This window comes from Xanthomonas fragariae, from assembly GCF_900183975.1.
In the GTDB taxonomy this organism is placed as follows: Bacteria; Pseudomonadota; Gammaproteobacteria; order Xanthomonadales; family Xanthomonadaceae; genus Xanthomonas; species Xanthomonas fragariae.
In genome coordinates, this window is the sequence record NZ_LT853882.1 from 1606514 (window position 1) to 1625324 (window position 18811).

The following is an 18811-nucleotide window of genomic DNA, read 5'->3' on the forward strand; positions in this document are numbered from 1 at the left end:
CCTGACGTTTTTGCGAATCCTCAATCTCCAATCCCGAATCCCGTTCGTAAGGAAAATTAATGAAATGGTTTGAAATCGCCCTGGTTGTCTTGACGCTGGGCACCGGCTTGATCTGGCTGCTGGACACGTTGTTTCTGGCCAGGCGTCGCGCTGCACGCGCCGGTCTGCTGGACAGCGAACCGGCGATCATCGACTACTCGCGTGCGTTCTTTCCGGTGCTGGCAGTGGTGCTGATCCTGCGCAGTTTCGTGGCCGAGCCTTACAAGATTCCGTCCAGTTCGATGATGCCGAATCTGCTGATCGGCGACTTCATCCTGGTCAACAAGTTCGCTTACGGTTTCCGTTTGCCGATCACCAACACCAAGTTCTTTCCGACCGGCGAGCCGAAGCGTGGCGACGTGGTGGTGTTCAAGCCGCCGCATGCGCCCGACCAGAACTGGATCAAGCGCGTGGTGGGTCTGCCGGGCGACAAGATCGGTTTCCATGGCGATACGCTATACATCAACGACAAGCCGATGCGTTATACGGTCAAGGGCGAGTACATCGGCAAGGCCAGGGGCGCCGAGATGACCGGTACCACGTTGCTGGTCGAGGACCTGCCGGGTCGCACGCACACCGTGCTGGAATGGGTCGATCGCAACATGCCGGCCGGGCAGGGCAACTGGACCGTGCCGGCGGACAGCTATTTCGTGATGGGGGATAATCGCGACAACAGCGAAGACAGCCGGTTCTGGACCCAGACGCACTTTCTGCCCGAGGCCAATCTGCGCGGCAAGGCGTTCCTGATTTGGCTCAATTGCGAAGGGTGGTTCTGTAAGGGGAGTTTTGATCAGTCTCGGATCGGAACCAGGATTCAGTGATGCACGCGGGGCGTGCCTGGGGACACACAATGAAGCGCAAGCAAAGCGGTATGACGTTGACATCGTTCGTGGTGGTGCTGGCGGTGGTGGGGTTTGGCCTGTATCTCGGGATGAAGCTGTTTCCGATGTATCAGGAGTACTACGCGGTAAGTACGTCGATGAAGGGCCTCGCCAACGAAGCTGGTAGTGCCGACATGGATCCGTCCAAGTTGCAGGACATGTTTTTCAAGCGGCTCGATATCAATTCGTCCGAAAGCGTCAAGCGTGAGAACATCAAGTTCGAGCGGCTCGAAAGCGGTTGGCGCATGAAGGTCAACTACGAAGTGCGCCGCGAATTGATCGGCAATCTGGATATCGTTGGCAAATTCGACACGTCCCAGGACATGACGGGGCGTAGTGGCAAATAGGAGCTTTCAGCGTGGCGATCCGATCGGGCATGCGTTTGCCGATCCGGCTCTGCTTGCCCAGGCGCTGCGTCATCGTAGCGCCGGGACGCCGCATAACGAGCGACTGGAATTTCTCGGCGACGGCATCGTCAACCTGTTGATCGCCGAGGCGTTGTATCGGCGCTGGCCCAAGGCCGACGAAGGCGCATTGACCCGCGCCCGTGCCGAGCTCGTCCGCGAAGGGGCGCTGGCGGTGATCGGCCGTACCCTCAATCTGGGCGAGCGGCTGACTCTGGGCCCGGGCGAGCTGAAATCCGGTGGACATCGGCGCGACTCGATTCTGGCCGATGCAGTCGAGGCGATCGTCGCGGCCATCTATCTGGACTGTGGTTTCGAGCGCTGCCGCGAGGTGGTGCTGCCGTGGTTCGAGACCTCGCTGGCCGCGCTGCCGGTCGGCAAGGCAGAAAAAGATCCCAAAACCCGGCTGCAGGAATGGCTGCAGGCGCGGCAACTTCCGCTGCCCAATTACGCTCTGATCAGCGAGAGCGGCGACGAACATGCCAAGCAGTTCCATGTCGCCTGCATTCTTGAGCAGCCCGTTGCCCGCGCCGAGGGCCAGGGCACCTCGCGTCGCCTTGCCGAGCAACAGGCCGCGACTCTTGTCATAGCACAACTGGATTCAAACACGTGAGCGAAACGTCTTCCCCCCACCGCAGCGGCAGCGTTGCGGTGATTGGCCGGCCCAACGTCGGCAAATCCACCCTGACCAATGCCCTGGTGGGCGCGAAGGTCAGCATTGTGTCCAACCGGCCGCAGACCACGCGCCATCGGTTGTTGGGCATTGCTACCTTTCCTGAGGGGCAGCTGGTGCTGGTCGATACGCCCGGATTGCATCGCGAGCAGAAGCGAGCGATGAACCGGGTGATGAATCGTGCCGCGCGCGGCTCGCTAGAGGGCGTGGACGCGGCAGTGCAGGTGATCGAAGCCGGCCGTTGGGACGATGAAGACACGCTGGCCTTCAAGGTTCTCAGCGATGCCAGGGTGCCGGTGGTGCTGGTGGTCAACAAAGTCGACCGACTCAAGGACAAAACCGTGCTGTTGCCGTTCCTGGCCCAGGTCAGCGAAGGCCGCACATTCGCCGCGGTGCATCCGGTCTCTGCGCTCAAGCGCAAGGGCCTGAAAGCGCTGGTCGACGACCTGCTCAAGCTGGTGCCTGAGGCCGAAGCGATGTTCGGTGAGGACGAAATCACCGATCGCAGTCAGCGTTTTCTGGCCGGCGAACTGGTGCGTGAGCAGTTGATGCGCCAGCTCGGCGAAGAACTGCCGTATGCCACCACCGTTGAAATCGAACGGTTTGCCGAAGACGGCGCGCTGCTGCGGATCGGTGCGGTGATCTGGGTCGAGCGCGAAGGCCAGAAGGCCATCGTGATCGGCAAGGGCGGCACCCGCTTGAAGGACATCGGTGGCAAGGCACGTTTGCAGATGGAGCGGCTGTTCGGTGCCAAGGTGTTCCTGGAAACCTGGGTACGCGTGCGTGAAGGCTGGTCGGACGACGAGGCGGTGTTGAAGGCGTTCGGTTACGAATGAAGCCGGGAGCCGGTGACCTGGGAACAGTGCGGCATGGGTCGTTGAATATGGGCAGGCAGTGGTAGTGCACGCGGTGGCTCGATTGGTTGGATCTTGTGTCGTTACCGCTGCGGTTGTCTTTAGAGGCTTTTGCCGCATGCTGCTTCGTTTGATCGCTCGCCGTGTCTTTGCCTTTACCGGGTCCTCAATCCCCGGTCCCCGCTCCGGCTATACCCCATGCTGATCGAACACGAACGCGGTTTCGTCCTGCATGTGCGTGCCTGGCGCGAGACCAGCTTGCTGGTGGAGGTGCTGACTGAGCAACATGGGCGGGTCGGGCTGCTGGCACGCGGTGTGCATGGGTTGCGCAAGCAGGCATTGCGCGCTGCGTTGCAGCCACTGCAACTGATCCAGTTCAGCGCGGTGCAGCGGGGCGAACTTGCTCAGCTGCACCAAGCCGAAGCGCTGGACACCGCGCCGCGGTTAGCAGGCGAAACCATGCTGGCCGGCTTCTATATCAGCGAGTTGCTGCTGCGCCTGATTCCGCGCAACGATTCGGTACCCGAGCTGTTTGATTGCTATGCGCAAGCGCGCGCCCATCTGGCCTCCGATCTGCCGTTGGCCTGGGGACTGCGCCAATTCGAGCGCGATGTGCTGGAAGGGCTCGGGTTCGCCTTCGATCTGCAACACGACAGCGACGGGCAACCGATCGAACCGGCGGCGCGCTATCGGCTCGATCCGCAAGAAGGTGCAATGCGCGTATTGAGTGAGCGACTGGCGCAGGATCGGCGCGAAACAGTGACCGGCGCGGCGCTACTGGCCTTGGGCAAGGACGTCATGCCGGCGGTCGACGACATGCCCGGCCTGCGTCGCAGCATGCGCAGTGTGCTGCTGCATCATCTGGGCGGACGCGGCCTAAAATCCTGGGAAATGCTTGAGGACCTGGCGCGCCACCGCTGATGGGACTGAGTCTCTATCGTGCACACGATGGTGCTCAAGAAGGCTTGAATCCAGACCAGATCGGCAGCGCGTAGTTGAGCGTTGGGTCGACCCCAAACAACATTGACGTAGCAACATCTCAGTGCAACAGCGCAGCCACTGCCGCATGAAACTGAGTCCGCGCCGTTTTCGACTGCGGATCGCCGCGCAGCAAGCGCACCGCACCGGCAAGCCGCGCCGCGCCCACGAACCCGCAACTGGCCAGCAGCCGATGCAGATGGTTGCCTAGTGCCTGCTCGTCGCTCATCTGCAAGGCCGAATCCACCGCTTCGCGCGTGCCCGGCAATTCCGCCAGGAATAACTCGCGCAGCGCGTTGAGATGGTGTTGCTGGCCGTTGAGTGCGCTGAGCGCGGCCGCTTCGTCCCAGTCACTAGCGGCGATGTCGAGCACACCGACCGGCGCCACGCTGTAGCGGCCGCGTGCCAGACCACGACGGACTGCCTGCAGCAGGCGTTCGGAGGTCAGTGGTTTGACCAGCATTTCCAGGAAACCATCCGATTGCAGGCTGCGCTGCATCGCCATGTTGCCGTCGGCGGTGTGCGCCAGCGCAGGCACGTCCGGGTGCAACAGGCGCAGTGCCCGCAGCAAACCGCTGCCGGTGCCATCGGGAAGATTGACGTCGATCAGCCACAGATCGTGGCGACGTTCGCGCGCGCGGTCGAGTGCCGAGGAAAGTGAGTCGGCGCAGTCCACCTGGGCCGGCAGGCCTTCCAGCACAGCCTGCAGAAAGCCACGGCTGATCGGGTCGTCTTCCACGAGCAAGAGTCGTGGATGGGGTTCCTGGCGTGTGGCTATGTTCATGCTGCTTCCTTGTCAGCGATGCCGCGTGCTGATCAGCCGCGCGCATGCGGAGTTTGCCTGTGTTTGTGGGGCGCAACAATTGTTGCGCCGCTTGGGGGGCGGCCTTGGTCGATCGCATCTGCGACACTATGCGCCCTTTTTGCTCGCAGCTTGTCGCCACGTGGCCAGAACCAGAAACCGTTTCGACCGCACTCCATTTCAAACCGCGATCACCGACCTCAGCCACGACGGCGAGGGCGGCAAGGTCACCTTCATCAGCGGTGCCTTGCCCGGTGAGCTGGTGCGTGCCGAACCTACCGCGCACAGCCGGCATTTCGATGAGGCCAGGACGGTGGAGGTGCTGGAGGCGTCGCCGCAGCGGGTGACCCCGCGCTGCCCGCATTTCGGCGTCTGCGCCGGCTGCGTGTTGCAGCATCTGGAGGAGTTGCAGCAGATCCTGTCCAAGCAGCGCGTGCTGATGGACAACCTTGAGCGTATCGGTCACGTCACCCCGCAAACGGTGTTGCCCGCCTTGGTCGGCGACAACTGGGGTTATCGACGCAAAGGCCGCTTCTCGGTGCGCCGGGTAGAGAAGAAAGACAAGACCCTGGTCGGTTTCCGCGAGCTCGACCCGCGCTTTGTGGCCGATCTGTCGGTCTGCTACACGGTGATCCCGCAGATCGGCGAGAAGATTCCGCTGCTGGCCGCGCTGGTCGAAGGCATGGACGGCAAGCGCGATATTCCGCAGATCGAATTCATCGCCGGCGACGCTGCGGTGGTGCTGACTGTTCGCCACATGCAGCCGCTCAGCGAGCGCGACCGGCAGGCGCTGACCGAGTTTGCGCAGGCGCAAGGCTTTGCGATCTTCCTGCAACCCGGGGGCGTGGACAGCGTGCATCCGCTGTGGCCGCATGATGTGCCGCTATCGTTCCGCTTGCCGCAATGGGATGTGGAGCTGGCGTTCCGGCCGCTGGACTTCATCCAGGTCAACGCCTCGCTCAACCAGAAGATGATCGCGCACGCGCTGACATTGCTCGATGCCAAACCCGACGACCGCGTGCTGGATCTTTTTTGTGGTTTGGGAAATTTCACCCTCCCGCTGGCGCGCGGCGTGCGCGAAGTGGTGGGCGTGGAGGGCGATGCGGGGCTGGTGGCACGCGCGAAAGAAAATGCCCAGCGCAATGGCCTGGACAACGCACAGTTCTACGCGGCCGACCTGACCCAGGATCAACGCAACGCTGCGTGGATGCGGCAGGGCTTTGACAAGCTGTTGCTTGATCCGCCGCGTTCGGGGGCTTTGGAAGTCCTGCAGCAATTGCCGCTGAAAAAGTTCGAGCGCATCGTCTATGTGAGCTGTCACCCGGGCTCGCTAGCGCGCGACGCCGGCTATCTGGTTAACGCGCAAGGCTTCACACTCAAGGCCGCTGGCGCAATGGACATGTTTCCGCACACCGCGCATGTGGAGAGCATTGCGGTGTTTGAGAGGCGGTGAATGGGGACTTGGCATCGGAGATCGGCGAGAGTGCACTCCGATGCCTGCCCGTTCGCTGCTGTGACCAAACCCTAATCCCGAATCCACAATCCCATGCCCATCGAAATCGAACGCAAATTCCTGGTCACCGGCGACGATTGGCGTCGCGCTGCGCATGCAGTGATCCCGATGGCGCAGGGTTATATCAACGATCAGGCGGCGCTGCACAGCGGTGCGCAGAATGCGTCGGTGCGGGTGCGCATTCAGGGCGAGAGCGCGTTTCTCAATCTCAAATCGCGCCAGGTGGGGCATACGCGGCAAGAGTTCGAGTATCCGATTCCGGTCGTGGAGGCGCGCGCGTTGCTGGCGCTGTGCGTGGGCGGTTTGATCGACAAGCGCCGGCATCTGGTCGCGTACCAAGGCCATGTGTGGGAAGTGGATGAATTCCGGGGCGACAACGCCGGGCTGGTCGTGGCCGAGATCGAACTTGGGAACGCTGACGAGACATTCGCCAAGCCCGACTGGGTTGGCACAGAAGTCACCGACGATGTGCGCTATTACAACCTGTCACTGGCCTCGTCTCCGTTCTCGCAGTGGCAGTGAAGTCGGGAGTGGGTATTCGCAATTCGGGATTCGTAAAAGCAGGGTGAAGCGTCGATGTCAGACTTATGCAAGCGAGTGACAAGGTGACGCCGCCCATCCGCGCGCGCGCGGTTGCGGTGGTCGGCGCTGGATTGGCGGGTCTTGCCTGCGCGCAGCGGCTGCAGACTGCCGGCATTCCGGTGACGCTGTTCGATCAGGCCGATACGCCCGGCGGTCGCATGCGTCGCTGTGTAGGTGATGGTTGGCAATGCGATCACGGCGCGCAGTATTTCACTGCGCGCAATCCGGCGTTTGTGGCGCTGGTGAACGAATGGATCGCGGCCGGTGTTGCTGCGAGGTGGCCCGCGCGCGTCGCGAGCTGGGACGGCGCAGAGTTCCGACCCTCACAGAGTGCGTTGACACGCTTCGTCGGCGTACCCGATATGGCCGCACCGGCGCGCGCGCTTGCGGCTGATCTGGATGTTCGATCGCGCACCGATGTGCGCGTATTGCAGCGCGGTGGGCAAGGATGGGTCTTGGAAGTAGCTGGCGAGGATGCAATGCGTGCGTGCGATACAGTGCTGTTGGCTGTGCCGGCACCGTATGCCGCTGCATTGTCGGCAGACATCGCGCCTGCACTTTCGACGATTGCCCGCGACGCGCGCATGCAGCCGGCCTGGGCGGTGGTGCTGCATTTTGATGCGGCTATCGATCCAGGCTATGACGCCTTGTTCATCAACGTCGGCCCGTTGCGCTGGGTGGCGCGCAACTCCAGCAAGCCTGGACGACAGGGCGCCGAGACCTGGTTATTGCATGCCACTGCCGACTGGAGCCAGGCACATCGCGATGCCGCGCCCGAAGCGGTGATTGCCAGCCTATTGCCAGGTCTTGCAGCGCTGGGTTTGCCATTGCCGCAGTCGTGCGAGGCGTATCGGTGGACTGCTGCCAGCACCGATCCGCCGTTGCAGATCGGCTGTGTGTGGGATGCAACGCTTGGTATCGGCATGTGCGGCGACTGGTTGGCTGGCGGCAAAGTTGAAGGCGCCTGGCAGAGCGGTATGGCGCTGGCGCAGCGCGTCTGTGCCAGCCATGCCATGCACAGCGGTCGCGACTGAATCTGTGTCGGGCCTCGTTACGTGTGGAGTGTCGGGTCGTTGCAGGGCGATGTGCATGTCTTTGATGTTTGCGCCCGAATGTCACCTTCATCGTTGTGACAGGTCAATTGAACTCCACACTCGCGCACGCATCCCTTCACCGCTCGCGGCGAGCGCTCTGCATGATCAAGTCCTGCCTAGATGAGTGAGTTCAACGCCACCGCGGCCGAGCGCACTGTACAAATGGCTGCACATACGCTGCGTCTGATCCTGGGCGATCAGCTCAATCCGCAGCACAGCTGGTTCGCTGCGCACGACGCAGGCGTGGTTTATGTGTTGATGGAAGTGCGCGAGGAAACCGACTACGTGCTGCATCATGCGCAGAAGATCCTGGCGATTTTTGCGGCGATGCGCGCGTTCGCGGCGCACTTGCGAGACGCCGGTCATCGCGTGCGTTACGTGACGATCGACAACCCCAGCAATCGGCACTCGGTTCCCGCCAACCTCGATGCGCTGATGGCGCACTACCAAGCCAGCCATCTGGATTATCAGGCGCCGGACGAGTGGCGATTGGATGAAGCATTGCAGCAGTGGTGCGCACCCCGGCCGTTCGCCACGCGCATGGTCGACAGCGCGCATTTTCTGACCGAGCGCGATGAGGTAGCGGCGTGTTTCCGCCCCGGCAGCCAATGGCGCATGGAGGTGTTCTATCGGCGCATGCGACGACGGCATCGCATCTTGCTCGACGCTTCTGGCGAGCCGGAGGGTGGGCGCTGGAATTTCGATCGCGACAATCGTGCAGCGTGGCCCGGTGATCCGCCCGCGCCGCAGGAGTGGCGTGCTGCACACGATCACCGCGCGCTGTGGCGCAGCATCGAGGCTGCGGGCGTGCGCAGTTTCGGGTCGCCGAACGCCGATGCCTTGCCATGGCCGCTGCATCGCGACGAAGCATTGCAGCATCTGGATGCGTTCATCACGCATGCGTTGCCGGACTTTGGTCGCTACGAGGATGCGATGAGCACACGCAGCCCGCGGTTGTTCCATTCGCTGCTGTCGTTCGCGCTCAACGTCAAGATGTTACATCCGCGCGAGGTGATCGCCCGTGCCGAAGCCGCGTGGCGTGACGGACATGCGCCGTTGGCATCGGTGGAAGGGTTTATCCGGCAGATTCTGGGTTGGCGCGAATACGTGCGTGGCGTGTACTGGTCGCAGATGCCCGGCTATGCGGAGTTGAATCACCTCGATCAGCATGCACCATTGCCGCGCTGGTTTTGGGGTGGGCAGATCGGCATGCGTTGCCTGGCCGATGTGATCGGCAATTCGCTGGCCAACGCGCACGCCCACCACATCCAGCGGCTGATGGTGATCGGCAATTTCGCGCTGCTGGCGGGGCTGGATCCGCAGGCGCTGCATCATTGGTATCTGGGCGTGTATATCGACGCGTTCGAATGGGTGGAGCTGCCCAACACGGTCGGCATGAGCCAATTCGCCGATGGTGGCCTGCTTGGTAGCAAGCCGTATATCAGCGGCGCGGCCTATATCGACCGTATGAGCGACTACTGTGGCGGCTGCAAGTACCAGCGCAAGGCACGGGTCGGCGCACAGGCCTGCCCGTACAACGCGCTGTACTGGGATTTCCTCGCGCGCCAGCGCACTCTGCTGCAAGCCAACGAGCGGTTAGCGATGCCCTACCGGCAGCTCGACGACATGGCGCCGGACGTGCTGGCCCAGGTGCAGGCGCAGGCTGCGCATTGGCGGGCGAATCTGGAGGCACTCTGAGGTAATTTGTATGGCGCGATCGCTTGGGCCCGTACCTGCTTGAATGCGTGATCTGACGCTGCATCGCGCATCTGCGACAATGCCGCGCTGCGCCAACGTGGCGCCTGGCCCGGGAGTCCCCCAACATGCTTCTGATCGGCGTTGCCGGTACCGAACTCAGCGCACAGGAACGCGACTGGCTGCAGCACGACGCGGTCGCTGGCGTGGTGCTGTTCAAGCGCAATTTCGTCTCGCGCACGCAGGTGGCCGAGCTGTCGGCGTCCATCCGCGCGGCCGCCCCGCGGCCGGTGCTGATTTGCACCGACCAGGAGGGCGGGCGCGTGCAACGCTTTCGCGAGGGTTTTAGCGCCTTGGCGCCATTGCAGAGCTTCGGAGCGCAGTACGCACAGGACCCCGAGGGTGCACTCGCCGCCGCGCGCGCGCATGCACAGCTGATGGCTAGCGAAGTGCGTGCCAGCGGTGTGGATCTGAGCTTTGCACCGGTGGTGGATCTGGGGCGCGGCAACCGCGCCATCGGCGATCGCGCCTTCAGCGACGACCCGCAGATCGTGGCCACCTTCACTCGCGCCTATGTGCAGGCGCTGCACGGCGCCGGTATGGCTGCCACGCTCAAGCATTTCCCCGGCCACGGCACCGTCCTGGAAGACACTCACGTCGACCATGCCAGCGACCCGCGGCCGCTGGAGGTCTTGCAGGCCGAAGATCTGCTGCCGTTCGTGGCCGGCATCGAGGCCGGGGCCGACGCGGTGATGATGGCGCACGTGGTCTACCCGCAGGTTGCACAGGAACCGGCCGGCTATTCGCAGCGCTGGATCGAGCAGATCCTGCGCGGGCAGATGGGCTTCCGCGGGGTGGTGTTTTCCGACGACATCGGCATGGCCGCCTCCTTCAGTGCTGGCGGCGTGGCAGGCCGGGTGCACGCGCATCTGGATGCCGGCTGCGACGTGGTGCTGGTCTGCCACCCGGAACTAGTCGACGAATCGTTGCAGGCCGTGGCAGGCCGCAGCCTCAATACAGCAGCATTGATCGGCCTGATCGGCCGGGGCGTGCTGGGCTGGGATGGCCTGCTCGCCGGCACCGACGCCTCATTCACCACCTCCTTTTCCGCACCTCCCGGAACAACTGCCTGATGTCCACGCTCACCATTTCCCAGGCCCTGGCCCAAGCCGATCTGCTGGTCGATCGGCCGGCCATCAATGCCGCCGTCGCCACCCTCGCCGATGCGATCGCGCGCGACTATGCCGGCGAAATGCCGGTATATCTCACCATCATGCACGGCGCGCTGCCGTTCTCCGGCCAGTTGGCGCTGGAGCTGGGCGCACGCGGCCAGGACTTGCAGTTCGATTACCTGCACGCCACCCGTTACCGCGGCGAAACCACCGGTGGCGAGCTGGTGTGGAAGCATCGCCCGGCCACTGCGCTGTTCGGTCGCAGGGTGGTCCTGGTCGACGACATTCTCGATGAGGGGTACACGCTGCAGGGCGTGCGCCAGTGGTGCCTGGAGCAGGGCGCCACCGACGTGCGTGTGGCGGTGTTGACCGTCAAGCGCCACGACCGCTGCGTGCCAGGCGTCACCGCCGATTATGTCGGCGTGGAAGTGGCCGACCGCTATGTGTTCGGTTTCGGCATGGACGTCAACGAGCAGCTGCGCGGCATTCCCGCCATCTACGCGATGAAGCAGTAGCTCGCTTATTTACCAGCCCGCAGCAGTGCGGGCTGCCGAACGTGCCTTGTTGCGCGTACCGTCGTTGAGTTTGCTGCAGAGGTTGGTTGTGTCCCTCAATTCCATCGCATTGGCCGTCATCGGCGGCACTGGTGTCTACAAACTCGCGCAGTTGGACGATGTGCGCACGCACGAAATCGAAACGCCGCACGGCGCGCCGTCCGGTCCGATTCGTGTGGGTATGTTGCTGGGCCATCGCGTGGCGTTTCTGGCGCGTCATGGCGAGGGCCATTCGTTGCCGCCGCACAAGGTCAATTACCGCGCAAACATCGCTGCGCTGCAGCAAATCGGTGCCTCGCGCGTGCTTGCGCTCAACACCGTCGGCGGCATCACCGAGCAGTTCGGTCCGCGCGTATTGGCGTGCCCGGATCAGTTGATCGATTACACCTGGGGACGCGTGTCCACCTTCTGCGAAGAGTCTGGCAGCGAAGTGCAGCATGTGGATTTTGGTCATCCGTACTCGCCGATGTTTCGCAGCAAGGTCATTGCCGCTGCCAAAGTGACCGGCGTCACGATGGTGGCCGGTGGTTGCTACGGAGCGACGCAAGGGCCGCGATTGGAAACGATTGCAGAGATCGTACGCATGCGTCGCGACGGCTGCGATCTGGTCGGCATGACCGGCATGCCGGAGGCCGGGCTTGCCCGCGAAAAAGGGCTGGAATATGCGTGTTTGGCGATTGTGGCCAACTGGGCGGCCGGCTGCGGCGACGCGCAGGAAATCACCATGGCGGAGGTATTGGCCAATGTCGATGCCGCATCGTCCGGCTTGCCGGAGCTGATTGGCGAACTTGCACGCGGGTGATTGTCATTGGGGGACAAGCTTTGCATACTCGGTGCGTACGCATCGCCGTACACCACTCACTAATTATTGCAAAGGTCTCGCATCACCATGCCGAACGGTACCGTCAAGTGGTTCAACGACGCCAAGGGATTTGGTTTCATCTCACCGGAGGACGTCGACGCCAATGATGTCTTCGCGCACTTCTCCGCGATCAATTCCAAGGGCTTCCGCAGCCTGCAGGAAGGCCAACGCGTCAGTTATGACGTGACCAAGGGCCCCAAGGGTGACCAGGCTTCGAACATCACGCCGGTTGAGTGATCTGACTCGATTGTGCGGTTGAAGAACCCCGCCACAGCGGGTTTTTTTTGCACCGCTCCATGCGAAATCGGCGATAGCGAAGGCATTAGCGAAACAGAGCCGAGAAACCTCCGAACAATGCAATGCGTAGCGAGTGAACCTGGATCGGTGCGATCGATCATGACGATGCGCGCGTGCAAGACCAGCGCGGCAATGGCATGGTCCGTACGATCTGATCATCGTTGCCGACGGCTCTGCCTCCACGTCGCGCACGCAGGCGCATGGCACGGCAGCTAGGGGCGGCGCGTGAACCTTGGCTCTGCTGGATGCGCTGGCGATGTGCGATGCCTTGCCTTGCGCGTTGGTGCCAATACCAGGGCTGCCCACTACCGCACCGGCAACGCCATCGCATCGCCTTCTACGCAGGCAACCAGACGCTCGCCTTCGACAAGAGTGGGCACAACGCCCGCTGTGAAATGCGAAAACGCCGGCAGGATGGTGACGCGCTCGCGCAGCCAGAACGCAGGCCAGCGACGCGATAACCCAGGCAGTGCGGCCAGCGGATGCAAATGCCCGCACAACACATGACGGGCGGGATGCGGGAACGGGTCGTGGCGTAGCACGAACGGGCCATCTTCGACCTGTTCGCCAGCTGCTTCGATATGCAGATCGGCGCTGGCCAAGGCGCGGTCGTGATTGCCGCGGATGGCGATCACGCGCAATGCGCAGTGATGTTCGCGCCACGCGCTCCAACGCCGATGCCAGGCTGCGCGCGGCGCAGGTCCATGCAGTAGATCGCCCAGAATCCATAGCGCATCCACCTCGCGTTGTGCCAGCAGTGCATCCAGCCGCTGCAGGTCGTGCGCAGTACCGCCAGCCGGCATCCCGATCCCCGCACGGCGAAAGACATCGGCCTTGCCAAGATGCAGATCGGCAATCAGCAATGCGCGCTGCGCCGGCCGATACAACGCTCGCTCGCCGAGCAATTCGACTGTTTCGCCGCCCAGCTGCAGCAGCACGCTATCGCCCATGTTTGCGCTCCAGTTGTTCTGCGGCACGTAACACACGTGCCTTCCAGTCTTCGGTACTCAGTTGGCCACGCACGCGCTCGGCCCATAACGGAAACGACAACGGAGTGAGGCTGTGTGGTGTGCACAAGCGCAGCTCGCGGCGCGCGCAATCTTCCAATGCATGCGCTAGTCGCGCCAATTCGAGCTGCCCTTCGAACACTTCGCGCTCTGCTTGGGCCAGCAACAGATGATCAGGATCGAAGCGTTGCAATACGTCGTAGAGCAATCCGCTGGAGGCTTGCAGCTGACGCAGGCTACGCGGCGCACGGCCGGGCAGCGATGGCGACAACAATCCGGCAACGCGTGCGATCTCGCGGAACTGACGGCGAGCGAGCTCGCCCAGATTGAGGCTGTTGCGCAGATCGTCGAACAAGCCGGCGGGCGATAACAATGTGTGTAACACGCGTGCATCGAATTCGACATTCTGTGCAGGAGACAGTACGAAGCCGTAGTCGTTGGCCGAAAAACTGAAAGTATTGCGCTGAAGTCGGCCCCAGCGCGCAGCAAGCAACGCAGCCAACCCTTCGTTGACCTGCCTGCCGGCAAATGGATAAACAAATATGTGCCGGCCCTCGCGCGCCTTGATGCTTTCGACAAGCAGATGGTCCGGACCAGGCAACGACGACAGCGACGCCTGCAATCGCAGCAACGGTGCCAGTGCCTGCATTTCAGGCGCATCGCCCGGATCGGCAAACACTGCCTCAACCTCTCGCCCTAATGCCGACGACAACGGCATGCGCCCGCCCATCCATTTCGGCACCGCGCCGCTGCCGTCCTTAGCAATGCGCACATAGGCCGTCATGTCTTCGAGCCGCACCAGTTCCAGCAATCGGCCGGCAAATTGAAAGCGATCACCGCGGCGTAGACGGCCGACGAACTGTTCTTCCACCGCACCCAGTCGCCCGCCACGCAGGAACTGCACGCGTACGCTGCCATCGCTGGTGATCGTGCCGATGGACAACCGATGCCGCAACGCCACGCGCCGGTCGGTGACGCGATACACGCCATCGTCGTCGCGGATCACTTTGTGAAAATCCGGGTAATGCGCCAGCGCGCTGCCGCCTTGCACAATGAAGTCGAGCACTGCGTGCCATGTGGCGTTATCCAGCGCTGCGAATGCATCGGTGCTGCGTACTTCCTGAAACAATGCATCGGCGTTAAAACCACCACCGAGTGCGAGAGTGACGCAGTGCTGCGCCAGCACGTCCAGCGATAGACGCGGCGGTGGCCGAGCTTCGATATGACCATGCGCGATGGCGCGGCGCGCGGCGGCGTATTCGACCAGTTCCAGCGCATGCGAGGGCACGCACACCACATGCCCGGATTCGCCCGGGCGATGGCGCGCGCGGCCGGCACGCTGCAGCAAGCGCGCAATGCCCTTGGGGCTGCCGACTTGCAGCACTTGATCCACGGCAGGGAAGTCCACGCCCAGGTCCAGGCTGGAGGTGGCCACAACGCAACGCAGGCGACCGTCGCGCAAGCCTTGTTCGGCGGACGCGCGTAGCGATGGGTCCAGCGAGCCATGATGCAACGCGAGCGTGGCCAGATCGTCCGGCCACACCGCGCTTAGGGCCTGATGCCACAACTCGGCCTGCGCGCGCGTGTTGGTAAATACCAAGCTGGTGCGCTGCTGCATGATTTTCTGCAGCACGCGCGCCAACTGCGCCAGGCCGAGATGGCCTGCCCACGGAAAACGTTCACCGCTCTCCGGCAGCAAAGTTTCCAGCGTCATCGCGCGTGGTTTGACGCCCGACACCAACGCTGCATCCGGGCGATGCGGCAACAGCACATCGCGCGCTTGGGCCAAGTTGCCCAGCGTTGCCGACAAGCCCCAGATGCGCAGGTCCGGTGCCCATCCGCGCAAGCGCGCCAGACACAGTTGCAGCAACACGCCGCGCTTGTTGCCGAGCAGCTCATGCCATTCGTCGACGATCACGCAGCGCAGCGCCGACAATTGCGGCGCGGTATCCGGATACGACAACAGCAAGGCCAACGATTCGGGCGTGGTGACCAGTACATCGAGCTTGCCGCTGCGCGCCAGGCGCTTGTCGCGCGCACTCGCATCGCCGGTGCGCAAACCCACTTGCCAATCCAGTCCCAGCGCCTCCACCGGCTCGCGCAGGGCGCGCGCGGTATCGGTGGCGAGCGCGCGCAAGGGCGTGATCCACAGCACCTGCAGCGTGCGTTGTTGCTGGCGGCGCGCGGTCGTGGCGGGTTTGACCGGTAGCTTGCGTCTGCGTGCGGCCAAGGCGTCCAGCAGCGGCCCACCGAAAGCCGCCAGCGTCTTGCCGCTGCCGGTCGGTGTGTGCAGCAAGCCGGATTCGCCATCGAGATAGCGCTTCCACACGTCGCGTTGAAACGGCAGCGGCGCCCAGCCACGCTGTGCGAACCAGGCACGCCATTGCTGTAATGGCGTGCCGCGTGTCTGCTGCGCGGCGCTCACCGTGCCAGTGCCTGCAGGCTGCTCAGGTGATCGGCTTCGGCCATTGGCTTGTCGTGACGCCAGCGCAGGATGCGCGGGAAGCGCACCGCAATGCCGGACTTGTGCCGCGCGCTGCGGTTGACCGCTTCAAATCCCAGCTCGAAGACATGCTGCGCGGTGACGGCGCGCACCGGGCCGAATCGCTCGGTGGTGTTGGCGCGGATCCAGCGATCCAGTTGCAGGATTTCCTTGTCGTCCAGACCCGAATACGCCTTGGCGACCGGTACCAGTTGTCCCTCATGCCATAGCCCGAAGGTGTAGTCGGTGTACAGCGTGCTGCGTCGGCCATGGCCGGCTTGCGCGTACAACAGCACCGCATCGATGGTGAGCGGATCGATCTTCCATTTCCACCAATCGCCGCGTCGGCGACCGGATTGATACACCGAGTTGGCGCGCTTGAGCATCAGCCCTTCCACACCGCGTTCGCGTGCGTCCAACCGAACCTGCGCCGCGGCCTGCCAATCGCTGACCTGCACCAGCGGCGAGGCAACGATGCGCGGATCGCCGAGTGTGGTGAGCACGCCTTCCAGCAATGCGCGACGCTGCTGTAATGGACGCTCGCGCAAATCTTCGCCATCGCGTTCGAGCAGGTCGTAGGCAACCACGCGTGCCGGCGCTGCCGCCAAGGTCTTGGGCCCGGGCTTGAGCCGTTGGATGCGTGTCTGCAACGCGCTGAACGGCATCGGCAAGGGTTGCGCCGGTTGCCAGGCCAGCAGCTCGCCGTCGATCACGGTGCCGTCGGGCAACTGCAGCGCGGCGTGTTCGATCTCGGGGAAGCGACCATCCAGACGCTCTTCGCCACGCGACCACAACGCCGCTTCACCAGCGCGTCGAATCAGCTGCAGGCGGATGCCGTCCCATTTCCATTCCAGCAACCAGTCATCGACCGCGCCCAACGTTTCGACCTCGACTTCCAATGGCGATGCGAGAAAGAACGGGTAGGGCTGCTGACGATCGCCGGGCAGTTCTTCGGTGCTCAACAGATCGGCAAGATAGGCCGGATGCGGCTGCCAGTTACCCAGCATGCGCTGTGCGATGCGTGCGATATCCACGCCGGACAACTCCGCCAATGCCTGCTGCACGAGTCGTTGCGACACACCGACCCGCAGTGAGCCGGTCAGCAGCTTGTTGAACACCAGGCGCTCGTCGAAGGCCAGGCTACGCCACGCCTGCACGATGCAGGCTTTACGCAGGTCGACGTCTTGATTTGCGATCGGCAGCAACCGCTGTTCGATCCATTCGGCCAATGGCAGATCGGCCGCTTCGGTTGCCGGGTCGTCCAGCAACAAGGCCAGCGTTTCAGCCAGATCGCCGACATGGTCGTAGCTGTCGGCGACCAACCAATCGGCAATGCCGGCGGTCTCGGTGATCCACGCGCGCAATTCGCCGCTGCTGGCGATCCGCATGCGCGTACTGGCCACCTTGCCGCCGGCCAGTAGATACAGCGCCCACGCCGCATCAAGCGGCGGCGCACTGCTGAAATAACGCACCAGCGCCGCACGCTTGTCGAGTGTGCCGGTGCTGCGGTCCAGGGTGCGATACAACGCGGCAAACCGCTTCATGCCAACCCCTGCAGAGCTGCGTGGGTGTCTGCAGCGCGCAGTTCCAATGCGCGTGGCGTAAACGCGCTGAGCGTACGCGTGCGGCGTTGCGGGCCGACGGTGGCTGCGGGTGCGCTGCGATGCAGGTGAAACGCCAGTGCGTGCAGGCCGAACGCAAGCGCGCCACTCAAGCGGATGCGTGGGCACGCGCGAACATGAAGGCGTGCGGGCAAGGTGTTCATTCCTCGGCTCCGAAATCGGTGCGGAAGGCTTCCGCTGCGACGCCGCGTTCCAGTAAATACTGGATCAAGGCATCGGTATTGCCATGGGTGGCGATCACCCGCCGCGCGCCAGTTTCTTCGATGGTGCGCAGCAGATCCGGCCAATCAGCATGATCGGACACCACAAATCCGCGGTCGTAATTGCGCCGACGGCGATTGCCGCGAATGCGCATCCAGCCCGAGGCAAAGCCTTGTTGGGCATGCCGAAAGCGACGGGTCCAGGCACTGCCGGCCGCCGATGGCGGTGCCAGCACCAATTGCCCTGCATAGTCTGCACCGCGCGCATGTTCGCTGACCGGTTGAGTTTCCAGCAACGCGATGCCGGCCTTGCGATACACCTCAACGCCTACCGCGATCGCGCCATGCAGCAGTGCAGGTTGTGTGTCCCAGGCCCGCAGTTCCGCTAACACGCGTTGCGCCTTGCCTAATGCATAGCAATACAGAATGGCCGCTTCGCCGCGCTCGGCGCATTCGCGTCGCCAGGCGACGATATCGGCGGCCACATCGGAGGTATCCGGCCAGCGATACACCGGCAATCCGAAAGTCGCCTCGGTGATGAAGGTGTCGCATGGAACCACTTCGAATGGCTTGCAGGTGGGATCGGGCTGGCGCTTGTAGTCGCCGGAAGCAACCCAGACCTCGCCATCCACTTCGATACGCACCTGTGCCGAGCCGAGCACATGGCCGGCCGGATGCAATGACACGCGGGCACGCCCTAGGTGAAACGCTTCGCCATCGGCATGCGTGTGATAGACCTGCTCGCCCAGGCGCCACTGCAGGATCGGCAGACTTTCGCGCGTGCAGTGGTATTGACCCATGCCGCTACGCGCGTGGTCGCCGTGCCCATGGGTGATCACCGCGCGCGGCACCGGCCGCCAGGGATCGATATGAAAGTCGCCCTGCGGGCAATAAAGACCCTCGGGCCCAAGCACGACCAGATCGCCGCGTGTTTTAGTGTCGTCGTCGTCGTCGTCGTCGTTGCCGTTGCGCATGTCGCAACTCTGGCCAAGCCGGTGTGCAGAGCTTGAGAATGGGAATGCATGCATCGACGCGGCTGCGCGGACGAGCGCTTTGCACAGCGAGGTTGTTTGTCGGGCGAATGCTTGAGTAGGCAGCAT

General features: G+C 63.3%; 19 protein-coding genes and 1 pseudogene. 14 read left to right on the forward strand and 6 right to left on the reverse strand.

Annotated elements, in window-relative coordinates; translation table 11 throughout:
- Positions 1-59 precede the first annotated feature (59 nt).
- The 5 genes from lepB to recO all read left to right on the forward strand — a co-directional run bounded on the left by lepB (position 60) and on the right by recO (position 3772).
- Positions 60-860: a signal peptidase I gene (gene lepB, locus PD885_RS07450; protein ID WP_002810395.1), complete on the forward strand. Its 801-nt coding sequence runs from the start codon at positions 60-62 to the stop codon at positions 858-860.
- The gene (locus tag PD885_RS07455) at positions 860-1267 is read left to right on the forward strand and encodes a DUF4845 domain-containing protein (RefSeq protein WP_087946482.1); all 408 of its coding nucleotides are present in this window, start codon (positions 860-862) and stop codon (positions 1265-1267) included. The genes lepB and PD885_RS07455 overlap by 1 nt, the downstream gene beginning before the upstream one ends.
- Entirely contained in the window at positions 1257-1937 is a 681-nt protein-coding gene (gene rnc / locus PD885_RS07460) for a ribonuclease III (protein ID WP_002810389.1), read from the forward strand. Before PD885_RS07455 ends, rnc begins: the two co-directional genes overlap by 11 nt.
- The gene (era, locus tag PD885_RS07465) at positions 1934-2833 is read left to right on the forward strand and encodes a GTPase Era (protein ID WP_002810386.1); all 900 of its coding nucleotides are present in this window, start codon (positions 1934-1936) and stop codon (positions 2831-2833) included. The genes rnc and era overlap by 4 nt, the downstream gene beginning before the upstream one ends.
- Before the next feature lie 216 nt (positions 2834-3049).
- On the forward strand, positions 3050-3772 hold the full coding sequence (gene recO, locus PD885_RS07470) for a DNA repair protein RecO (protein WP_002810383.1): 723 nt from the start codon (positions 3050-3052) through the stop codon (positions 3770-3772).
- Between the two features lie 118 nt (positions 3773-3890).
- Here recO and PD885_RS07475 read toward each other — a convergent pair whose 3' ends face one another.
- Positions 3891-4613, reverse strand: a complete 723-nt coding sequence (locus tag PD885_RS07475; protein WP_002810380.1) for a response regulator — start codon at positions 4611-4613, stop codon at positions 3891-3893.
- A 160-nt stretch (positions 4614-4773) separates the two neighbouring features.
- On the opposite strand from PD885_RS07475, the gene rlmD reads away from it, so the two are divergent.
- From rlmD to PD885_RS20590, 9 genes and pseudogenes are all read left to right on the forward strand, one after another.
- Positions 4774-6084, forward strand: coding sequence for a 23S rRNA (uracil(1939)-C(5))-methyltransferase RlmD (gene rlmD / locus PD885_RS07480; protein ID WP_088056752.1), 1311 nt, complete (start codon positions 4774-4776; stop codon positions 6082-6084).
- 93 nt (positions 6085-6177) lie between these two features.
- Entirely contained in the window at positions 6178-6666 is a 489-nt protein-coding gene (locus PD885_RS07485; protein WP_002810374.1) for a CYTH domain-containing protein, read from the forward strand.
- A gap of 65 nt (positions 6667-6731) precedes the next feature.
- Positions 6732-7760 (forward strand): NAD(P)/FAD-dependent oxidoreductase, encoded by a 1029-nt coding sequence (locus tag PD885_RS07490; protein ID WP_002810371.1) that lies wholly within the window; start codon positions 6732-6734, stop codon positions 7758-7760.
- Between the two features lie 180 nt (positions 7761-7940).
- The gene (locus PD885_RS07495; RefSeq protein ID WP_002810368.1) at positions 7941-9518 is read left to right on the forward strand and encodes a cryptochrome/photolyase family protein; all 1578 of its coding nucleotides are present in this window, start codon (positions 7941-7943) and stop codon (positions 9516-9518) included.
- Between the two features lie 125 nt (positions 9519-9643).
- Entirely contained in the window at positions 9644-10648 is a 1005-nt protein-coding gene (gene nagZ, locus PD885_RS07500) for a beta-N-acetylhexosaminidase (RefSeq protein WP_002810366.1), read from the forward strand.
- Complete coding sequence (locus PD885_RS07505) at positions 10648-11202, forward strand: hypoxanthine-guanine phosphoribosyltransferase (protein ID WP_002810362.1); 555 nt, start codon at positions 10648-10650, stop codon at positions 11200-11202. The genes nagZ and PD885_RS07505 overlap by 1 nt, the downstream gene beginning before the upstream one ends.
- 88 nt (positions 11203-11290) lie before the next feature.
- Positions 11291-12043, forward strand: a complete 753-nt coding sequence (locus tag PD885_RS07510) for an S-methyl-5'-thioinosine phosphorylase (protein WP_088057110.1) — start codon at positions 11291-11293, stop codon at positions 12041-12043.
- 87 nt (positions 12044-12130) lie between these two features.
- Positions 12131-12340: a cold-shock protein gene (locus tag PD885_RS07515; RefSeq protein WP_002810360.1), complete on the forward strand. Its 210-nt coding sequence runs from the start codon at positions 12131-12133 to the stop codon at positions 12338-12340.
- Positions 12341-12477: 137 nt separating this feature from the next.
- A pseudogene (locus tag PD885_RS20590) lies at positions 12478-12608 on the forward strand (FAD-dependent oxidoreductase); the annotation flags it as partial.
- A gap of 97 nt (positions 12609-12705) precedes the next feature.
- Here PD885_RS20590 and pdeM read toward each other — a convergent pair.
- From pdeM to PD885_RS07540, 5 genes are read right to left on the reverse strand one after another with little or no spacing between them, the layout of a single operon-like run.
- The gene (gene pdeM / locus PD885_RS07520; protein ID WP_002810359.1) at positions 12706-13350 is read right to left on the reverse strand and encodes a ligase-associated DNA damage response endonuclease PdeM; all 645 of its coding nucleotides are present in this window, start codon (positions 13348-13350) and stop codon (positions 12706-12708) included.
- A complete protein-coding gene (locus PD885_RS07525) occupies positions 13340-15832 on the reverse strand; it encodes a ligase-associated DNA damage response DEXH box helicase (protein ID WP_088056754.1) in 2493 nt (830 codons plus the stop codon). The genes pdeM and PD885_RS07525 overlap by 11 nt, the downstream gene beginning before the upstream one ends.
- Entirely contained in the window at positions 15829-17433 is a 1605-nt protein-coding gene (locus PD885_RS07530) for an ATP-dependent DNA ligase (protein ID WP_002810355.1), read from the reverse strand. Before PD885_RS07530 ends, PD885_RS07525 begins: the two co-directional genes overlap by 4 nt.
- Positions 17430-17654, reverse strand: coding sequence for a hypothetical protein (locus PD885_RS07535; protein ID WP_002810353.1), 225 nt, complete (start codon positions 17652-17654; stop codon positions 17430-17432). The genes PD885_RS07530 and PD885_RS07535 overlap by 4 nt, the downstream gene beginning before the upstream one ends.
- Positions 17651-18685, reverse strand: coding sequence for a ligase-associated DNA damage response exonuclease (locus PD885_RS07540; RefSeq protein WP_088056756.1), 1035 nt, complete (start codon positions 18683-18685; stop codon positions 17651-17653). Before PD885_RS07540 ends, PD885_RS07535 begins: the two co-directional genes overlap by 4 nt.
- Positions 18686-18811 lie beyond the last annotated feature (126 nt).

Excerpts from the sequence above, each read along its gene's own strand:
- recO (WP_002810383.1), top strand. The coding sequence starts at position 3,050 with ATGCTGATCGAACACGAACGCGGTTTCGTCCTGCATGTGCGTGCCTGG.
- nagZ (WP_002810366.1), top strand. The coding sequence starts at position 9,644 with ATGCTTCTGATCGGCGTTGCCGGTACCGAACTCAGCGCACAGGAACGC.
- PD885_RS07485 (WP_002810374.1), top strand. The coding sequence starts at position 6,178 with ATGCCCATCGAAATCGAACGCAAATTCCTGGTCACCGGCGACGATTGG.
- PD885_RS07475 (WP_002810380.1), bottom strand. The coding sequence starts at position 4,613 with ATGAACATAGCCACACGCCAGGAACCCCATCCACGACTCTTGCTCGTG.
- PD885_RS07535 (WP_002810353.1), bottom strand. The coding sequence starts at position 17,654 with ATGAACACCTTGCCCGCACGCCTTCATGTTCGCGCGTGCCCACGCATC.
- lepB (WP_002810395.1), top strand. The coding sequence starts at position 60 with ATGAAATGGTTTGAAATCGCCCTGGTTGTCTTGACGCTGGGCACCGGC.
- PD885_RS07495 (WP_002810368.1), top strand. The coding sequence starts at position 7,941 with ATGAGTGAGTTCAACGCCACCGCGGCCGAGCGCACTGTACAAATGGCT.
- pdeM (WP_002810359.1), bottom strand. The coding sequence starts at position 13,350 with ATGGGCGATAGCGTGCTGCTGCAGCTGGGCGGCGAAACAGTCGAATTG.
- PD885_RS07490 (WP_002810371.1), top strand. The coding sequence starts at position 6,732 with ATGCAAGCGAGTGACAAGGTGACGCCGCCCATCCGCGCGCGCGCGGTT.
- PD885_RS07530 (WP_002810355.1), bottom strand. The coding sequence starts at position 17,433 with ATGAAGCGGTTTGCCGCGTTGTATCGCACCCTGGACCGCAGCACCGGC.
- PD885_RS07515 (WP_002810360.1), top strand. The coding sequence starts at position 12,131 with ATGCCGAACGGTACCGTCAAGTGGTTCAACGACGCCAAGGGATTTGGT.
- PD885_RS07540 (WP_088056756.1), bottom strand. The coding sequence starts at position 18,685 with ATGCGCAACGGCAACGACGACGACGACGACGACGACACTAAAACACGC.
- PD885_RS07455 (WP_087946482.1), top strand. The coding sequence starts at position 860 with ATGCACGCGGGGCGTGCCTGGGGACACACAATGAAGCGCAAGCAAAGC.
- PD885_RS07505 (WP_002810362.1), top strand. The coding sequence starts at position 10,648 with ATGTCCACGCTCACCATTTCCCAGGCCCTGGCCCAAGCCGATCTGCTG.